Below are 16384 nucleotides of genomic sequence, written 5' to 3'. Positions count from 1 at the left end.
GCGATGGTTCAGGCAACGGTCCAGTCCGCATCCTTGCCGAGGGCGTCCGAAGGCAGCGAAGGCCCGCAGGTCAGAGCCCGGGGCCGTTCCGGGACGGTCAGGTTACGGTCGATCCAGCCCGTCAGCGCCCGATGGAGTTCCGGTCCGGCTGGAGCGCCCGGGGCCGGCACGATGAAGGCCTTCAGCCTGTCGCCTTCCGCCGGGCCCATCAGCCGTACCGCCGCGTCGGCGACCCAGGGATGCTCGCGCAGGCGCCGCCCGACATGCTCGGGGGAGACATTGACGCCGCCGACCTGGACCATACCGTCCAGGCGCCCCGCGACGCGGAAGCGGCCGTCCGCGGTCCAGTCCAGCCGGTCCGGCGCCGCGGCGTCCCCTTCCGTGCCGTCGGCGTAGGTCCGGCGCAGGACGGCGTCCCCGACGCGGCGCCAGTGGGGCATCGGCCGGAAACCGTCGGCCGGATCGTCGCGCCAGCCGATGCCGGCGGTTTCCGACGATCCGTACAGTTCGACGAGACGGTCGAGACCGGCCCCGACCGCGCCCCGGGCCGTCCCGGCCGGGCAAGGGGCGGTGGAAACCGAGCCCTGGACGCCGGCGGGCAGGGCGGCCCCGCCGCGCACGAACGCCGACCAGAAGGCGGGATGGCCGACGATCAGGTCGCCGGGCATGGCCAGCCCGGCCAGCGCCGCCGGCGCCAGTCCCCGGATATCGACCACGGGCAGCCTGGTCCCGCCCTCGCGGGCGGCGGCCAGGATCGTCATCAGGAAACCGTAGATATGGTGGCAGGGCACCGCGGCGAGGATGCGCCGCCGCCCTGGGAACAGGGTGCGCAGGAACGCCGCCTCCTGCTCCAGGTCGGCAAGGCGGTGGCGGCAGGGCTTCGGCGCGCCGGTGCTGCCCGATGTCCTGAAGGTGATGTGAGAGCCGCACCGGGGAAGCGCCGACCGGCAGATGTCCAGCAGGCCGCCGAAGGTCCGCCGGCCCGGCAGGTAGTCGGCGGTGCCCGGCGCGGCCGCCAGGTCGAGCGCTTCGGCCAGCGCCGCCGAGAGCTGAAGCATCTCCAGGCTGTCGGCCTCGATCGGGCCGTTCCGCCAGGCTTCTCCGCCGGGACGGTCGGCGAACGCCTGCGAACCGGGCCGCAGGCGCGTGAACTCGCCCGCGATCAGGTCGACGACGAAACGCGCCAGGGTCGGGTCGTCCGACCACCAGCTTCCTCCGGACCCGAACTCTCCTGCTTCCCCGGCCACGCGCCCTTACCATCGATAGGAGTAAAAGACGCGCCGATAGTGTCACATCGGACCGGCGTTGCAAATCCGTCCGAACGGGAAATCAGGCTCAAAAATCGATCAAACGTCGTAGACCGGTCCGGGCGTCCTCTTGTTCTCGCCGCCCGACCGCTCTTCCTCCTTCTCGGTCAGCGTCTTGTCGCGGTCGGCATCGGTTCCCGGCTGGGGCTTTTCGTCTTTCTTGCCGTCGTTCTCGGCCATGGTCGATCTCCCGGTGAAAACCGTTCCAACAGGCGATGCCCAGGCGCGTTGCGATTTCCGTCCAAGATTGATTTTGCGTTAATGAAGAACGGATTTGCCGTAAAGATTCAAAGTGTTGCTGCTGTGCATCATATTTCCGTCATCACTATCCGTCGCGTCGGTAATAGTTGCATACGCACCTATTGGCCGCTCTGATGATGCGACGCTTAACGTTCGACCCGATCGGGGAATCGTCATGAGAAATCTCCTCCTTGCCACCACGGCCGTCGCCGCGGTCTCCCTTGCCGCGCAGTCCGCCCAGGCGCAGCTCGTCGTGAGCCTCGGCGGCTACACCGAGTTCTTCGGCGCCTATTACGACGACGACGCCTCGAACCGGACCAGCCGCGAGTTCGCGCTGGAGACCGAGATCGTCGTCCGGGCCGACGGCAAGGCTGACAACGGCCTTCTCTACGGTGCCAAGGTCGAGCTGCAGAACAGCATCGGCGCCGCCTCGAACAGCGTCGGCACCGACGAGGCGTCGGTCTATCTCGGCGGCACCTGGGGCCGCATCGAGCTCGGCGACTTGGACGGCGCCGCCGACACCCTGTCGATCTACGCTCCCCTGATCGGCGTCGAGCAGATCGACGGCGACGGCTACCTCTTCCTGGAGAACACCCCGGACGTCGGCCCGCGCGCCGGCTTCGCCCTGGGCGGCCTCCCGACCGGCAGCGTCGTGCAGGCGCCGGACTCCGGCGACGCCACCAAGATCATGTACCTGACGCCGCGGTTCGCCGGCATCCAGGCGGGCGTCAGCTACGCCACGCAGGACGGTAGCGAGGGCCAGGACGTCGTCGGCTTCAAGACCGCCGGCGGCTACAAGGATTTCTGGGAGTTCGGCGCCAACTACACCGGCGAGTTCTCCGGCTTCTCGGTGGCGGCGGGCGCCACCGGCAGCACGGCGACCGGCCAGGACCTGGGCACCGTCGGCGGACCGTCGCTCGAGGACTTCTGGGCGTGGCAGGTCGGCGGCCAGGTCGGCTTCGGCGGCTTCGCCGTCGGCGGCGGGTACATCGACGGCGGCGACTACAACGCGGTTTCCGGCGTGCCGGCGACGTCGGGCGACACCAGCATCTGGCATGTCGGCGTCAGCTACACGGCGGGCCCGCTCGCGGTCGGCCTGTCCTACGCCGACGCCGAAGGCTTCAAGGGCGGGCCGGAGTTCGACGACTTCGGCGGCGTGACCCCCGCGACCTATGCCTCCTCCTACAAGACCTACGGCGGCGGCGCCGCCTACACCCTGGCCCCCGGCTTCGTGGTCCAGGGCGACGTCATGTACGTGGACGAGGACCTGCGCAACGTGGACGCCGCGACCGGCGCGACCAGCACCACGAGCAACGAAGGCATCGTCGCCATCCTGAGCACCCGCCTGGATTTCTGATCCGCGGCACCGCTCCGGCTGGAAGGAAAGGGGTGCGGCGCCTCCGGGCGCAGCACCTTCTTTCGTTTTATGGGCTTTCGTTTTATGGGGCGTCGCCGGAAGATGGATTCCGTTCCCTAGTTCGCCAGATCGCCGAACCGGTGGTCGGCCGTGGACTCCTCGCCGACCCGGGCGCTGGGGGTGGAAAAGGCGTCGTAGGCGGGGTTGGTCAGGTAGTTCGACAGGACGATGCCCACGCCCGCGGCGATCACGATCGCCGTCAGGGTGCCCAGGATAAACATCTTCATCGGCATTCCACTTTTTTGTCTTCGCTGTTCCTTCCCGGGGCGCGGTCGGCGCCCCGGGGATCACGTCGGTCTGGGTGGCGGCGTCACCGGCCCTCGGGCGTGCGTCCCGCCTTGTCGCGGATCTCGTCGCGCTCGCCCATCTCCTCGAACTTGCGCTCGGGGCTCTTGTCGGTGTCGCCGGACGCCTTTCCGGTCTTCCGGTCCAGCGCCTTCTCGATCTGCTCGGCCGCTTCGGAACCCTTGCCGGTGCTCATGCCTTCCTCCCTCCAGCTCTCGCGGTTGCAGGCGGATCGCCCGCACCCCTTGCGCTCAGGGGAGCGGGGCGTCCTGACGGATCAACCCGTCAGACCGCAATTCCGCCCACAGGTCGGACGGAATTTTATGGGCGAGCAGGTCCATGTTCTCCTTGATCCGCGCCGGGCTGCCCATGCCGGGAATGACCGACGCCACCGCCGGATGCCCCAGCGGGAACTGGAGCGCCGCCGCCTTCAGCGGAACCCCGTGGCGCCGGCAGACCTCCTCGATCCGCCGGGTCTTCTCCAGGATCTCCGGCGACGCCGGGGCATAGTCGTAGTGGGCGCCCTCCACCGGCCCGGTCGCCAGGATGCCGGAATTGTACGGCCCGCCCAGCACGATCCCGATGCCGCGCTTCTCGCAGAGCGGCATGAAGCTGTCCAGGCTCTCCTGGTCCAGCAGGGTGTAGCGGCCGGCCAGCAGGAAGCAGTCGAAGTCGCCGGCCTCGGCGAAGCGCTGGCAGGCCTCCCACTCGTTCAGCCCGGCCCCGATCGCCTTGACGATCCCCTGCTCGCGCAGCTTCAGCAGGGCGGGGTAGGCGCCCTCCATCGCCTCCTTGAAGCGCTGCTCGAACGCGTCGCCCTGGTTGCGCCGGTCGGCGTCGTGGATGAAGACGATGTCGACCCGGTCGGTGCCGAGCCGTTGCAGGCTGTCCTCGAACGACCGCATCACCCCGTCGTAGCTGTAGTCGATGCCCCGGCGGAACGGCGGCACGTCCATGAACAGCCCCGCCTCGGTCGGTTCCCCGCGCGCCGGGAACAGGCGCCAGCCGACCTTGGTGGAGAGCACGACGTTCTCGCCGCGGACCCGGCGCAGCCAGCCGCCGACGCGGTGCTCGCTCAGGCCGTGGCCGTACAGCGGCGCCGTGTCCACGTAGCGGACGCCCGCCGCGAAGCTGGCGTCCAGGGCGGCCAGCGCCGCCTCGTCGTCGATCGCCCGGTACATGTTGCCGAGCGAGGTCCCGCCGAACCCGAACACCGTCAGCGATACGTCCGTGCGGCCGAGCTTGCGCGTTTCCAGTTCCATGCCATCCTCCTTGCGGTTCATTGACCCTTGCGTTTCATTAACCATGGACTCAATCGATAACACGGCCGACCCCCGAAACGGGCCAGGAAGCCGCATCAGGGCAGGAACAGGAAAGCCATGCTGAAGACGATCGATCCGCTGCTCAACGGAGCGCTGCTCCAGATCCTCGCCGATATGGGGCACGGCGACGAACTCGCCATCGTCGACGCCAACTATCCCGCGGCGGCCAACGCCAGGCGGCTGGTCCGGCTGGACGGCATCGACGCCACCGCGGCCCTCGAGGCGGTGCTGTCGCTGCTGCCGCTCGACGATTTCGTCGAGGCGCCGGCCGCGGTCATGACCCCGGGAACGGAGTGGCCGCCGATCCTGGACGAGTTCCAGGCGCTGGCCGACGCGGCGGAGGGCCGTGCGATCGAGATCCTCGGCATGGACCGCTTCGCCTTCTACGAGCGGGCGCGCGGCGCCTACGCCGTGATCGCCACCGGCGAGCGCCGCCTCTATGGCAACATCATCCTGGTCAAGGGCGTGATCCGTCCGGCCGGATGACGGCCGCCACCGCCGCCGCGGCCTCGATGCCGGTCAGGTAGGCCCCGTGCGCGGTGGAGTAGGAGTCCCGGGAACAGGCCTCCCCGGCGAAGAACAGCCGCCCGTCGATCGGCCGCGCCAAGTCGGCGCGGCGGTCGGCGCCGCCCGGCACCGCGTAGGAATAGGCCCCGCGCGACCACGGGTCGGCCGCCCAGCCCGAGGCCGCCACCGGCTTCAGCCGGCCGCGGACCGCCGAACCGAACAGCCCGCACAGCTCGCCGAGCGCGAAATCCTCCAGGGCCCCGGGCCCGGCGCGCTCCAGGTCCAGCGCCAGGGCGCCGCCGTAATATCCCTCGACCAGCGGCCGGCCGAGCGGTTCCAGGTGGTACAGCCCGGTCCGCGCGCGGTCCAGGGCGCCGGGGACCTGCGTGTCGGGCTCCAGGTCCCAGGGCCGGCCGCCCTCCTCGGCGACCTCCAGGAACAGCTTCGCCACATGGCCCATGGGCAAGGCGCGGGCCGCCTCGGTCTTCTCCGGCGGCAGCGGCGGCGTGAAGCGGATCGCCTCGCCGTCCAGCAGCGGCGTCGGAACGGTCAGGATCACGGCCCGCCCGCACAGCTCGCCCTTCGGCGTGGTCAGCACGATCCGCGGCCCGGTCATGTCTATCGACGTCACCGGCGTGTCGAGCGAGACAAGGACCCCCGCGCCGGCCCGCGCCACCAGCGTTCCGTAGCCCGACGCCACCCGCCAGTTGACGCCGGTGTCGGCGTAGCGCACCAGGTCCACCGCCGACAGGTCGCCGGGCTCGGCGCCGGAGATGTAGCCGATGACCGCCGCGAAGCGCGGCAGCCAGCGGTCCCCGGCCGGCAGCAGCTCGGCGACGCTGCGGTCCGGTCCGCCACCAGGCCCGCCAGCCGGTCCGCCGTCGCCGACCCGGTCGATCAGCTCCCAGTACCGCTCCATCGCCTCCGCCCAGTCGGTCATGGCCTCCCGGCCCAGGCGGCGCCCGACGGAGCCCTGTCCCCAGTCCGGCGGGTTCCGGTCGATCTCCAGCCCCAGCCCCTCGGCGATCCCGCACCAGGGATTGCGGTCGGCGGAGTGAAGCCAGCCGCAGCCCAGGTCGGCGGGGTGCCCGCCGGCGGTCAGCACGGTGTGGGCGCGGCCTCCCGTCCGGCCGCGCGCCTCGGTCACGACCGCCGAGATGCCCCGGCGGGCCAGCTCGCGGGCCGCCGCCAGACCGGCCGCCCCGGCACCGACCACGACCACATCCACTTCGCTGAACGGCATGCTTCCCTTGTCCGCTTGAAATCCATCACGCCCGTTCAACGGTTTGTGAGGGGTATCGGACCGAGGCCACTGATCCAAATGCGTGTTTGCCCGATTTTTCCCTCCCGATATAGCCTGGACCCTCGGGGAGTCCCCCTGGCCCGACCGGCCCCGGAAACGACCAAAGGACGCGCGCATGCAGGTGATCCTGGCCCAACCCCGCGGTTTCTGCGCCGGCGTCGAGCGGGCGATCGAGATCGTGGAACGGGCGCTGGCGCTCTACGGCCCTCCCGTCTATGTCCGGCACGAGATCGTCCACAACGGCCACGTGGTCGAGCGCCTGCGGGCCAAGGGCGTGCGGTTCGTGGACGAGGTGGACGAGGTGCCGCCCGGCGCGGTCACGATCTTCAGCGCCCACGGCGTCTCGACCGCGGTGGACGAGGCGGCGCGGGCGCGCGGCCTGCGCGTGATCGACGCGACCTGCCCGCTGGTCGCCCGCGTCCACCTGGAAGGGGCGCGTTATTCCCGCCAGGGCCGCGACGTCGTGCTGATCGGCCATGCCGGGCATGCGGAGGTCGAGGGAACCCTGGGCCGGCTGGACGGGCCGGTCCATCTCGTCGGCTCGATCGAGGATATAGGCCGGCTCCGGGTCTCCGATCCCGGCCGGGTCGCCTACATCACCCAGACCACGCTCAGCATCGACGACACCCGGAGCATCATCGAGGCGCTCAAGGCCCGCTTCCCCGCCATCGTCGGCCCCGACACCAACGACATCTGCTACGCCACCCAGAACCGCCAGCGCGCCGTGCTGGGCCTCGCGCCGCTGGTCGACCTGGTGCTGGTGGTCGGGGCGGCGAACAGCTCCAACTCCAACCGGCTGCGCGAGATCGCGCGCGATGCCGGCGTCCCCGCCTACCTGATCGACGACGCCTCGGCGCTCGACCCGGCCTGGCTCGACGGGGTATCCTCGGTCGGCGTCACGGCGGGCGCCTCGGCGCCGGAGGACCTGGTCCAGGAGGTCTTGGACGCCCTGGCGCGGCGAGCCAAGCTGCGGGTCCGGACGCTGCCCGGCATCGAGGAAACCCTGCATTTCCGCCTGCCCGTCGAGCTGGAGGCGGCCGGCACCGGCCCGCTCCCCCGGCACCAATCCGACTTGAACAGGAAGTGAGCTCAGATGGCCGTCCCGTTGCTCCAAACCGCCATGGTCGGCGCCTATGTCGTCGGCCGCCACCTGCGCGGCGTCAAGCGGTACCCACTGGTGCTGATGCTGGAGCCGCTGTTCCGCTGCAACCTCGCCTGCGCCGGCTGCGGCAAGATCGATTACCCCGACCCGCTGCTGAACCGCCGCCTCAGCGTGGAAGACTGCTTGGAGGCGGCGCGCGAGTGCGGCGCGCCGGTCGTCTCGATCGCCGGCGGCGAGCCGCTGCTCCACGCCGAGATCGACCGGATCGTGGACGGGCTGATCGCCCAGCGGCGCTTCGTCTATCTCTGCACCAACGCGCTGCTGATGGAAAAGCGGCTGGACCGCTTCAAGCCCGGCCCCTTCTTCACCTGGTCGGTCCATCTCGACGGCAGCCGGGCCGAGCACGACGCCTCGGTCTGCCAGGCCGGCGTCTACGACCGCGCCGTCGCGGCGATCCGGGAGGCCAAGAAGCGCGGCTTCCGAGTCAACATCAACTGCACCCTGTTCGAAGGCGCCGACCCCGCCCGCGTCGCCGCCTTCTTCGACGAGGCCATGGAAGCCGGCATCGACGGCATCACGGTCTCGCCCGGATACGCCTACGAGCGAGCGCCCGACCAGGCCCATTTCCTGACCCGCCGCCGCACCAAGCAGCTCTTCCGCGACATCTTCCGGGCGGGGCGGGGCCGGCGCTGGGCGTTCAACCAGTCGTCCCTGTTCCTGGACTTCCTGGCCGGCAACCAGACCTACCGGTGCAGCCCCTGGGGCAATCCGACCCGCAACATCTTCGGCTGGCAGCGCCCCTGCTACCTGCTCGGGGAAGGCTACGCCGGGACCTGGCGCGAGCTGATGGATGAAACCGACTGGGACGCCTACGGCACCGGCAACTACGAGAAATGCGCCGACTGCATGGTCCACAGCGGCTACGAGGCGACCGCCGTCGCCGATTCCGTCCGCAACCCCCTGAAAGCCTTCCGCGTCGCCTGTCACGGCGTCCGCACCGACGGCGGCATGGCCCCGGAGATCCCCCTCGACCGCCAGCGCCCGGCCGAATACGTCTTCTCCCGCCACGTCGAGAAGGCGCTGGAGGAAGCCGGCCCGAAGCGCTGAGGCGGTTTTTTGCGGGGAAATTCGTCGATCCCGACACGAACGCCGTCGCCCGACCCCCTCACCCTGACCCTCTCCCCCAAGGGGGCGAGGTGAGGGTGCAGTGCGTAGATGGACCGAACGGGATTACCGTTTCGCGCCCACCCAGAAGCGGACGCCGTCGTCGCTGACGCTTAACCCGCACACGAGCTGAATGCCAACTTTCTGAACCGCTGGACAAGAGATCGACCTTTGATGCCGACGAGGGCTCTTGGGGTCAGACCACCATTTCCCATCTGCGCTTCTCGACGGCGACCTCCTGGGGAAATGGTGGTCTGACCCCAAGAGCCCGGCTCCCGCCGACCGGCGCGCGAACTCAAGAACATTGCATTCACCACGAAATCGGCTTAATGTTCCCGAATTGTTCCCATCCGACCAAGGCGCCCCGGCCATGCTCGACCACCAGTCCCCCGCGCAAGCCGCCTCCGCCCCGCCCGTGATCGTCCTGACCCCGCGCCAGGAAGCCTTCTGCCAGGCCATGGCCTGCAACGTCGGCGGGGCGGAGGCGGCGCGGCGGGCGGGGTACTCGCCCAAGGGGGCCAAGCAGCGCGCCGCCGTGCTGATGGGTCAGCCGGAAATCCGCGTCCGCATCGACCAGCTCCGCACCGACCGGCGGGCCGTCCACAAGTCCGCCCTGGACCGCGCCGCCGAACTGGTGGAGACCATCGCGGGGGAGGCGCTGGAGCGCAAGAGCCTCGGGCTGGCGCTGCGCGCGGTGGAGCTTGGCCTGAAGCTCCGCGGCGTGATCCAGGACAAGCGCATCCCGCACCATTACCTGGGCGGCGACAGGCCGCACCCCGACGCCGACCTGGAGAACCTGGACTGTCCCCCGGAGGATGCCGATTACCCCGTGGCCGCGCAGCCGCCCGCGTCGGAGGCGGCGAAACCCGCCGGCAAGCCCGCCGTCCCGCCGGCCGCCAAGCGGAATAGTGACCTTTCGGCCCGAAAAACAGTGACCTCCCCCAAGACGGCGGCCCTGTTCGGCTCCACCTCCCTGTCGGCGCCGGTGCCGCCCCTCCGGGTACCGGCCGTCGCCTGAATCCCCGCCCCGCAGTGAGGATCACGTTCGTTTCGACCGACCGCGCGCCCGACCGCGACGCGGCGACGCGCCCCCTCACACCCCCCAGGGCACCGTCGTGCGGCGTTCCTCGATCAGGCCGCGGTAGCGGGCCAGCGCCCACAGCGGGAAGATCGCGGCATAGCCATGATAGCGCAGGTAGAAGACCCGCGGGAAACCGACCGCCGTGAAGTCCTCCTCGTCCCACAGCCCCTCGGCGTTGCGGGTGTCGAGCAGGTAGCGGACCCCCCGCGCCACCGCCGCGCCGCGCACCTCGCCCGCCGCCATCAGGCCGAGCAGCGCCCAGGCCGTCTGCGACGCCGTGCTCGCGCACCGGTCTTCGGCGATGCGGTCGGGCCAGTAGGAGACGCCGCCTTCGCCCCAGCCGCCGTCCGGGTTCTGGCGCGACGCCAGCCATTCCGCCGCGCGCCGAACCGTCGGGTCGTCCGCCCGGACACCGGCGGCGTTCAGGCCGCACAGGGCCGACCAGGTGCCGTAGATATAGTTGGTGCCCCAGCGGCCGAACCAGGAGCCGTTCGGTTCCTGCTCCCGCCGGATGAAGTCGATCCCGGTCGCGACGGCCGGGTGGTCCCGGTCGAGCCCGAGCTGGGCCAGCATCCCGATGCAGCGCGCCGTCACGTCCACCGTTGGCGGGTCGAGCAGGGCGCCGTGGTCGGCGAAGGGGATATAGTTCAGGTAATGGCTGTTGTTGTCGGCGTCGAACGCGCCCCAGCCGCCGTTGGTGCTCTGAAGCCCCTCGATCCACTCGCGCCCGCGGTCGATCGCCGTGGTGAACAGCTCCGCCTCGCAGCGGTCCAGCGCCATCACGACCACGGCGGTGTCGTCGGTGTCGGGATAGTGGGGGTTGGCGTACTGGAACGGCCAGCCGCCCGGCCGCACCCCCGGCCGGCGCCAGCTCCAGTCGCCCTGGCAGTCCAGCACCTGGCGGTCGGCCAGCCAGCGGGCCGCCCGCAGGGCCATCGCCCGGGCCGCCGGACCGCCGGCCTCGGCCAGGGCGTGGCAGGCCAGCGAGGTGTCCCACACCGGGGACAGGCAGGGCTGGCACAGGATCTCGTCGCCCCGGCGCAGCAGCAGCTTGTCCATGGCCCGGCGGGCGGTCGCCGCGTCGGGATGGTCGACGGGATAGCCCAGGCAGTCATACATCAGGATCGCGTTGACCATCGCCGGGAAGATCGCGCCCAGCCCGTCCTCGCCGTTCAGCCGCTCCGTCACGAAGCTCACGGCGCGCTGGATCGCGGTCCGCCGGCCGGTCTTCGGCAGGCGCGGCTCGATCAGCAGCAGGAAGGCGTCCAGCCCTCGGAACAGCCGGGCCAGCGCCGTGTCGTCGGGGGCGGAGTGCCAGTCGGCGACCCGGTCGGCCGGCACGGTGAACAGCTCGGCGATGCCGACGCCGCGCGGGTTGCGCGCCCTCGGCTTGTGCGCCATCACGACCAGCAGCGGCACGACCACGGTCCGCGACCAGTAGGAGATCCGGGAGATGTGGATCGGCGACCAGGCCGGCAGGTTCAGGATCTCGACTGGCATGGCCGGCACCCCGCGCCACGGGATCTGGCCGAACAGCGCCAGCAGGATGCGGGTGAAGACGTTGCAGCGGGCCGCACCGCCGTGGGCCAGGATCGCGTCGCGCGCCCGCCTCATGTGCGGCGCGTCGGGCGGATCGCCGGCCGCCTTCAGCGCGAAATAGGCTTTCACCGAACAGCTCACGTCCATGGCACCGCCGTGGAACAGCGGCCATCCGCCGTCCTCGCCCTGCCGGCGCCGGATGAAGGTCGCGAGGCCGGCCTCCACCTCCGGGTCGATCTCGTCCAGGAAGTGCTGGAGCAGGATGTGCTCCGCCGGGATGGTGGCGTCCGCCTCGAGCGGGAAGACCCAATGCCCGTCGGGCTGCTGGAGCCGCCCGAAGGCCGCTTCCGCCGCAGCCACCGCCTCGGTCACGTCGATGGCTGGATCAACTGCCCCGTCGGCCGGATATGCTTGGGAACCAAGGCCTTCGGGACCAACGCCCGTCCGCGGGAGAAGCATGCTCGCCCACCTGCTGTTGGTCGGATTGGAGTGATTGCACCAGAGGATATTCGATGTTGCCCTGCAACCACCCTTATGCCGCAGCCTGCCCCGGTGTCATCAACGCAAAAGGCGACGGACCCCTCCGGACGGCGATGCAGCATTCGGGCTTGGCGGGCGGACGGATGTATTCCGCGTCGAGCCCGGCAGTAATGACGGGTTGATGATGTTATGGTTAATAATTGATTCACTATGTCGAAAGTAAGACTGCTGTCCAGGAGCGCGACCGCAAGGCGCCGGCGGGATCGCCGGCACAGCCAACCAGGACAGGAAAGGCCAGCCCATGCTCAGCAACGCCGCCGCACAGTCCGTCAGGAACGCGTATCAACTCGCCGCCCAGTACGGCCATGCGGCACCGGGACAGGAGCACCTGCTGCTGTCCCTGACCGGCGACGTCGATGCCGTCGCCGCCCTGATGGCGTGCGAGGCCGATCCCCGGGCCATCCACCGCGAGATCGACCGGCTGCTGCCGCGTCTTCCCCAGCGGCCCCACGGCGACGACGCGGTGGAACGGACGATCCAGCGGGCCGAGCGTTTCAAGCCCGATGCCCCATGCGACGGCGCCTGCCTGCTGCTGGCGCTGCTGGTGGACCGGGGTGCCGGTGCCGCCTCCATCCTCCGCCGCCACGGCGTCTCGCGCGACCGGATCGTCGACCACATGGTCCAGCGCGACATGGAGGCCCGCCGCCGCAAGGCCCCGCAGCGGGCGCTGGACGCGTCCGATCCCCCGGCGGCCCCCGCCGCCGACGGCGCGCTCGCGACATACTGCGTCGATCTCAACGCCAAGGCGGCCGAGGGCCGCATCGACCCCGTGATCGGCCGCGACGCGGCGATCGAGCGGACCGTCCAGATCCTGTGCCGGCGCACCAAGAACAATCCGATCCTGGTCGGCGAGCCGGGCGTCGGCAAGACCGCCATCGCGGAGGGGCTGGCGCTCCGGATCGTCGAGGGGGAGGCCCCCGACGCGCTGAGGGGCACCCGCATCTTCGCGCTGGACCTGGGCGCCCTGGTGGCCGGCACCCGATACCGCGGCGACTTCGAGGAGCGGGTCAAGGCGGTCGTCACCGAGCTGGGCAGGACCCCCGGCGCCGTGCTGTTCATCGACGAGATCCACACCATCATCGGCGCCGGCGGGTCGGGCGGCGCCATGGACGCCGCCAACCTGCTGAAGCCGGCGCTCGCCGAGGGGACGCTGCGCTGCGTCGGCGCCACCACCTACCGCGAATACCGCCAGCACATCGAGCGCGACCAGGCGCTCGCCCGCCGGTTCGGCAAGATCGACGTCGCCGAGCCCTCGGTCGAGGACGCGGTCGCCATCCTCGAAGGCGTCGCGGACCGCTATGCGGACCATCACCAGGTGATCTACAGCGGCGACGCGATCCGCGCCGCGGTCGAGCTGTCGGCCCGCTACATCACCGACCGGCACCTGCCGGACAAGGCGATCGACGTCCTGGACGAGGCCGGCGCCATGGCCCGGCTCGACGCCGGCCGGGCCTGGCCGCGGCGGATCGAGGCGCCCGACATCGAGGCGGTCGTCGCCCGCATCGCCAACATGCCGGTCCGCCGCGCCGGCCGGGACGAGCGCGCGGCGCTGCGCGGCCTGGAGGCCGACCTGAAGGCGGCGGTGTTCGGGCAGGATGCCGCGATCCAGGCGGTCGCGTCGGCGGTCAAGGTCGCCCGGTCCGGCCTGCGCGACCCGGAGAAGCCGATGGGCTCCTACCTGTTCGCCGGCCCGACCGGCGTCGGCAAGACCGAGATCGCGCGCCGGCTCGCCGAGACGCTGGGCGTCCCGCTGCTGCGCTTCGACATGTCTGAATACATGGAGCGGCACACCGTCAGCCGCCTGATCGGGGCGCCGCCGGGCTATGTCGGCTTCGACCAGGAGGGGCTGCTGACCTCGGCGGTGTCCAAGGCGCCCCATGCCGTCCTGCTGCTGGACGAGATCGAGAAGGCCCATCCGGACCTGTTCGCGCTGCTGCTCCAGGTCATGGACGCCGGCCGGCTGACCGACAGCTCCGGCCGGACCGTCGATTTCCGCCACGTCGTCCTGATCATGACCACCAACGCCGGCGCCGCCGAGATGGTCCGCCCGGCCATGGGCTTCGGCATGCAGGCCGTCTCCGGTCCCGATGCCGACGCCGCGGTGGCCGCGGTCAACCGCCTGTTCTCGCCGGAATTCCGCAACCGGCTGGACGCCACGGTGCAGTTCCGGCCGCTGGAGCCGGCCACCGTCCGCCTGATCGCGCGGTCGCACCTGGACCGGCTCGCGGAACAGCTCGCCGACCGCAACATCGCGCTCGACGCCAGCCCCGAGGCCCTGGACTGGCTGGCCGCGCGGGGCTTCGATGCGGCGCTGGGCGCCCGTCCGCTGGCGCGCCTGGTCGAGCGCGCGGTCAAGCTGCCGCTCGCCGAGCACCTCCTGTTCGGGGATCTCGACGGCGGGGGCCGGATCAGGCTCGCGGTGGTCGATGGCAAACTTGACCTCTCGGTGGACCGGACCCATGTCAGGTCGTCGAAATACGAACCGGCATGAGCCATCCCGGCGCCTCGCCTCACTCACGCCATCATCGGGCGCTCCACTGGGTCAGGCTGGGACATTCCGGGAAAGAATGAAGCCGGGACGGCCCAACCGTTCCGGCCCAGCAGTCCTGGAGTTCTCTGACGCTATGACCAGCAGATGCGCCGCCGCGTCGTCGATATCGGCGAGCAGGACCCTCGCCCAGGTGCTTTCTGCGTTGGCGCTGGAAGTGCCCGACACCGACGTGCTGCTTCGGATCGTCGACCGGGTGCCGGCCGCCGTCGCCATCGTGCGCGGGCCGGAACTCCGCTACACCCTCGTCAACCAGGCCTATGCGTCCATCCCCCCGGAACCGGTGCCGATGCTGGGGCGGACGATCGCCGACGTGTTCCCAGGCATCCCCGCGGAGCAGCTCGCCGCCATCGAACGGGTCTGGCGGACCGGCGAGCCGCTCAGCCTCCGCCAGCACCGCTCGATCTACGCCCGCGGCGACCGGGAGACCTTCTGGGATGTGGAGTTCATCCCGCTCCAGGCGACCGGGAGGACCGTGGACGGCGTCCTGATCATCGCGCAGGAGGTCACCCGCCAGGTCAGGGCGGAGCGCAGCGGCGAGGAGCTCCGCACCAGCGAGGCCCGGCTCGCCATCGCGCTCGAAGCCGCCGATGTGGGTGCCTGGAGCATGCTCGGCGGCAGCCGGCGGTTCATCGTGTCGCAGCGTGCCGCGGCTCTCCAGGGACTGGAGGCGGATACGCCGCTCGGCCTCGACGAGGCGCTGGCCGTGGTCCACCCGGACGACCGCGCCATGATGGCGGACCGGATCGACCGGGCGATCGCCGAAAAGGGAACGCTGGAGGTCGAGTACCGCCTGAACCCCGCGGCCGTGCCGCAGGGCGGGGATCCGGAGGGGGAACGCTGGTTCGCGGCGCGGGGCCGCTGGATGCCCGACGGAACCCTCGGCGGAACTCCGGAGGGCGGCCAGATGTTCGGCATCGTCCGCGACGTCACCGCCCGCAGGAGGGCCGATGCCGAGCGGGAACGGCTGATCGCCCGCATGTCCGCCGACAATGCCCGGTTCGAGGCCCTGGTCGACAGCATGCCCGCCGGAGTCATGGTGGCGGAAGCGCCCGGCGGCCGGATCATCTACGGCAACCGGCGGGTCGAGGAGATCCTGCGGCACGGGGTGCTGCCCTCCCTCGACGTGGGAAGCTACGGCGAGTGGGTCGGCTGGCACCCCGACGGCAGGCTGGTCGGTCCTCGCGAATGGCCCCTGGCGCGCGCCCTGGAAGGCGAGGTTGTCGCGGGCGACGAATTCCTCTACCGGCGGGGCGACGGCAGCACCGCCTGGATCCGGGTCAGCGGCGCCCCCATCGTCGATGCCGCGGGCGCCATCATCGGCAGCGTGGTGGCGCTCTACGACATCGACCGGGAGAAGCGGGCGGAAGCCGCCCTGCGCGGCAGCGAGGAGCGCGTTCGCAAGGTCGTCGACAGCAAGGACATGCTCCTGAAGGAGGTCAACCACCGGGTCAAGAACTCGCTCCAGCTCGTCGCCAGCCTGCTGAACCTCCAGGGCCGGCAGATCGACGATGCCCGCAGCCGCCAGGCCTTCCAGGATGCCGTGTCCCGGGTCAACGCGATCGCCCAGGTCCACGAGCAGCTCTACAAGAACGACGACGTCCGGCGGGTCGAGTTCGGCTCGTACCTCCAGACGCTCTGCACCCTCTATGGCGGCGGCGGCAACGTCGCGATCCGGACCGAGCCGGTCGAGGTGCCGACGGACTCGGCCATTCCGCTCGGCCTGCTGGCGGTCGAGCTCCTGACCAATGCCCTGAAGCATGCGGGTCCGGGCATGGCCGGGCGCCCGGTCGAGATCAGCTTCGGCCGAACCGACGGCGACGCGCTCCGCCTGACCGTGCGCGACCACGGGCCGGGCATCGCGCCGCACTTCCTCGACCCGCGCAACCGCCGGCGGAGCGACAGCCTGGGCATGCGCCTGATCGAATCGCTGGCCGCCCAGCTCGACGCCGCGCTGTCGGTCGACAACCTGGACCCCGGCGCGCGCTGGACCCTGGTGCTTCCGGCCGCGGCGTGACGCGAGGGACCG

General features: G+C 70.8%; 14 protein-coding genes. 7 read left to right on the top strand and 7 right to left on the bottom strand.

Features of this window, described 5'->3' with window-relative positions:
* Nucleotides 1-8: 8 nt before the first annotated feature.
* On the bottom strand, nucleotides 9-1247 hold the full coding sequence (locus IGS68_RS20605) for an AMP-binding protein (protein WP_201073299.1): 1239 nt from the start codon (nucleotides 1245-1247) through the stop codon (nucleotides 9-11).
* A 99-nt stretch (nucleotides 1248-1346) separates the two neighbouring features.
* Nucleotides 1347-1487: a hypothetical protein gene (locus tag IGS68_RS20600; protein ID WP_201073291.1), complete on the bottom strand. Its 141-nt coding sequence runs from the start codon at nucleotides 1485-1487 to the stop codon at nucleotides 1347-1349.
* Nucleotides 1488-1722: 235 nt separating this feature from the next.
* Here IGS68_RS20600 and IGS68_RS20595 point away from each other — a divergent pair, with 235 nt between their 5' ends.
* The gene (locus IGS68_RS20595; protein WP_201073289.1) at nucleotides 1723-2904 is read left to right on the top strand and encodes a porin; all 1182 of its coding nucleotides are present in this window, start codon (nucleotides 1723-1725) and stop codon (nucleotides 2902-2904) included.
* A gap of 116 nt (nucleotides 2905-3020) precedes the next feature.
* Here the strand turns inward: IGS68_RS20595 and IGS68_RS20590 are convergent, their stop codons facing one another.
* The 3 genes from IGS68_RS20590 to IGS68_RS20580 all read right to left on the bottom strand — a co-directional run bounded on the left by IGS68_RS20590 (nucleotide 3021) and on the right by IGS68_RS20580 (nucleotide 4511).
* Complete coding sequence (locus IGS68_RS20590; protein WP_201073286.1) at nucleotides 3021-3191, bottom strand: hypothetical protein; 171 nt, start codon at nucleotides 3189-3191, stop codon at nucleotides 3021-3023.
* Between the two features lie 83 nt (nucleotides 3192-3274).
* Nucleotides 3275-3445 (bottom strand): hypothetical protein, encoded by a 171-nt coding sequence (locus IGS68_RS20585; protein WP_201073284.1) that lies wholly within the window; start codon nucleotides 3443-3445, stop codon nucleotides 3275-3277.
* Nucleotides 3446-3500: 55 nt separating this feature from the next.
* The gene (locus IGS68_RS20580) at nucleotides 3501-4511 is read right to left on the bottom strand and encodes an aldo/keto reductase (RefSeq protein WP_201073282.1); all 1011 of its coding nucleotides are present in this window, start codon (nucleotides 4509-4511) and stop codon (nucleotides 3501-3503) included.
* A gap of 117 nt (nucleotides 4512-4628) precedes the next feature.
* Here IGS68_RS20580 and IGS68_RS20575 point away from each other — a divergent pair, with 117 nt between their 5' ends.
* Entirely contained in the window at nucleotides 4629-5057 is a 429-nt protein-coding gene (locus IGS68_RS20575) for an RbsD/FucU family protein (RefSeq protein ID WP_201073281.1), read from the top strand.
* Here the strand turns inward: IGS68_RS20575 and IGS68_RS20570 are convergent.
* Nucleotides 5029-6321: a flavin monoamine oxidase family protein gene (locus IGS68_RS20570; protein ID WP_201073280.1), complete on the bottom strand. Its 1293-nt coding sequence runs from the start codon at nucleotides 6319-6321 to the stop codon at nucleotides 5029-5031. The genes IGS68_RS20575 and IGS68_RS20570 overlap by 29 nt on opposite strands.
* A gap of 175 nt (nucleotides 6322-6496) precedes the next feature.
* Between IGS68_RS20570 and ispH the strand changes: the two genes are divergently transcribed.
* The 3 genes from ispH to IGS68_RS20555 all read left to right on the top strand — a co-directional run bounded on the left by ispH (nucleotide 6497) and on the right by IGS68_RS20555 (nucleotide 9665).
* On the top strand, nucleotides 6497-7468 hold the full coding sequence (gene ispH / locus IGS68_RS20565) for a 4-hydroxy-3-methylbut-2-enyl diphosphate reductase (RefSeq protein ID WP_201073279.1): 972 nt from the start codon (nucleotides 6497-6499) through the stop codon (nucleotides 7466-7468).
* Between the two features lie 6 nt (nucleotides 7469-7474).
* A complete protein-coding gene (gene hpnH, locus IGS68_RS20560; protein ID WP_201073278.1) occupies nucleotides 7475-8590 on the top strand; it encodes an adenosyl-hopene transferase HpnH in 1116 nt (371 codons plus the stop codon).
* A 427-nt stretch (nucleotides 8591-9017) separates the two neighbouring features.
* Nucleotides 9018-9665: a terminase small subunit gene (locus IGS68_RS20555; protein WP_201073272.1), complete on the top strand. Its 648-nt coding sequence runs from the start codon at nucleotides 9018-9020 to the stop codon at nucleotides 9663-9665.
* A gap of 75 nt (nucleotides 9666-9740) precedes the next feature.
* Here IGS68_RS20555 and shc read toward each other — a convergent pair whose 3' ends face one another.
* Nucleotides 9741-11726, bottom strand: a complete 1986-nt coding sequence (gene shc / locus IGS68_RS20550; protein WP_201073265.1) for a squalene--hopene cyclase — start codon at nucleotides 11724-11726, stop codon at nucleotides 9741-9743.
* A 322-nt stretch (nucleotides 11727-12048) separates the two neighbouring features.
* Here shc and IGS68_RS20545 point away from each other — a divergent pair, with 322 nt between their 5' ends.
* Both IGS68_RS20545 and IGS68_RS20540 read left to right on the top strand, forming a co-directional pair.
* Nucleotides 12049-14298 carry an AAA family ATPase gene (locus IGS68_RS20545; RefSeq protein ID WP_247881001.1) on the top strand — a complete coding sequence of 750 codons (2250 nt, stop codon included), beginning with the start codon at nucleotides 12049-12051 and terminating at the stop codon, nucleotides 14296-14298.
* A 133-nt stretch (nucleotides 14299-14431) separates the two neighbouring features.
* Complete coding sequence (locus IGS68_RS20540) at nucleotides 14432-16372, top strand: histidine kinase dimerization/phosphoacceptor domain -containing protein (RefSeq protein ID WP_201073257.1); 1941 nt, start codon at nucleotides 14432-14434, stop codon at nucleotides 16370-16372.
* Nucleotides 16373-16384 lie beyond the last annotated feature (12 nt).

This window comes from Skermanella sp. TT6 (assembly GCF_016653635.2).
Lineage (GTDB): Bacteria > Pseudomonadota > Alphaproteobacteria > Azospirillales > Azospirillaceae > Skermanella > Skermanella cutis.
This window is presented reverse-complemented; position numbering and strand designations above follow the sequence as displayed.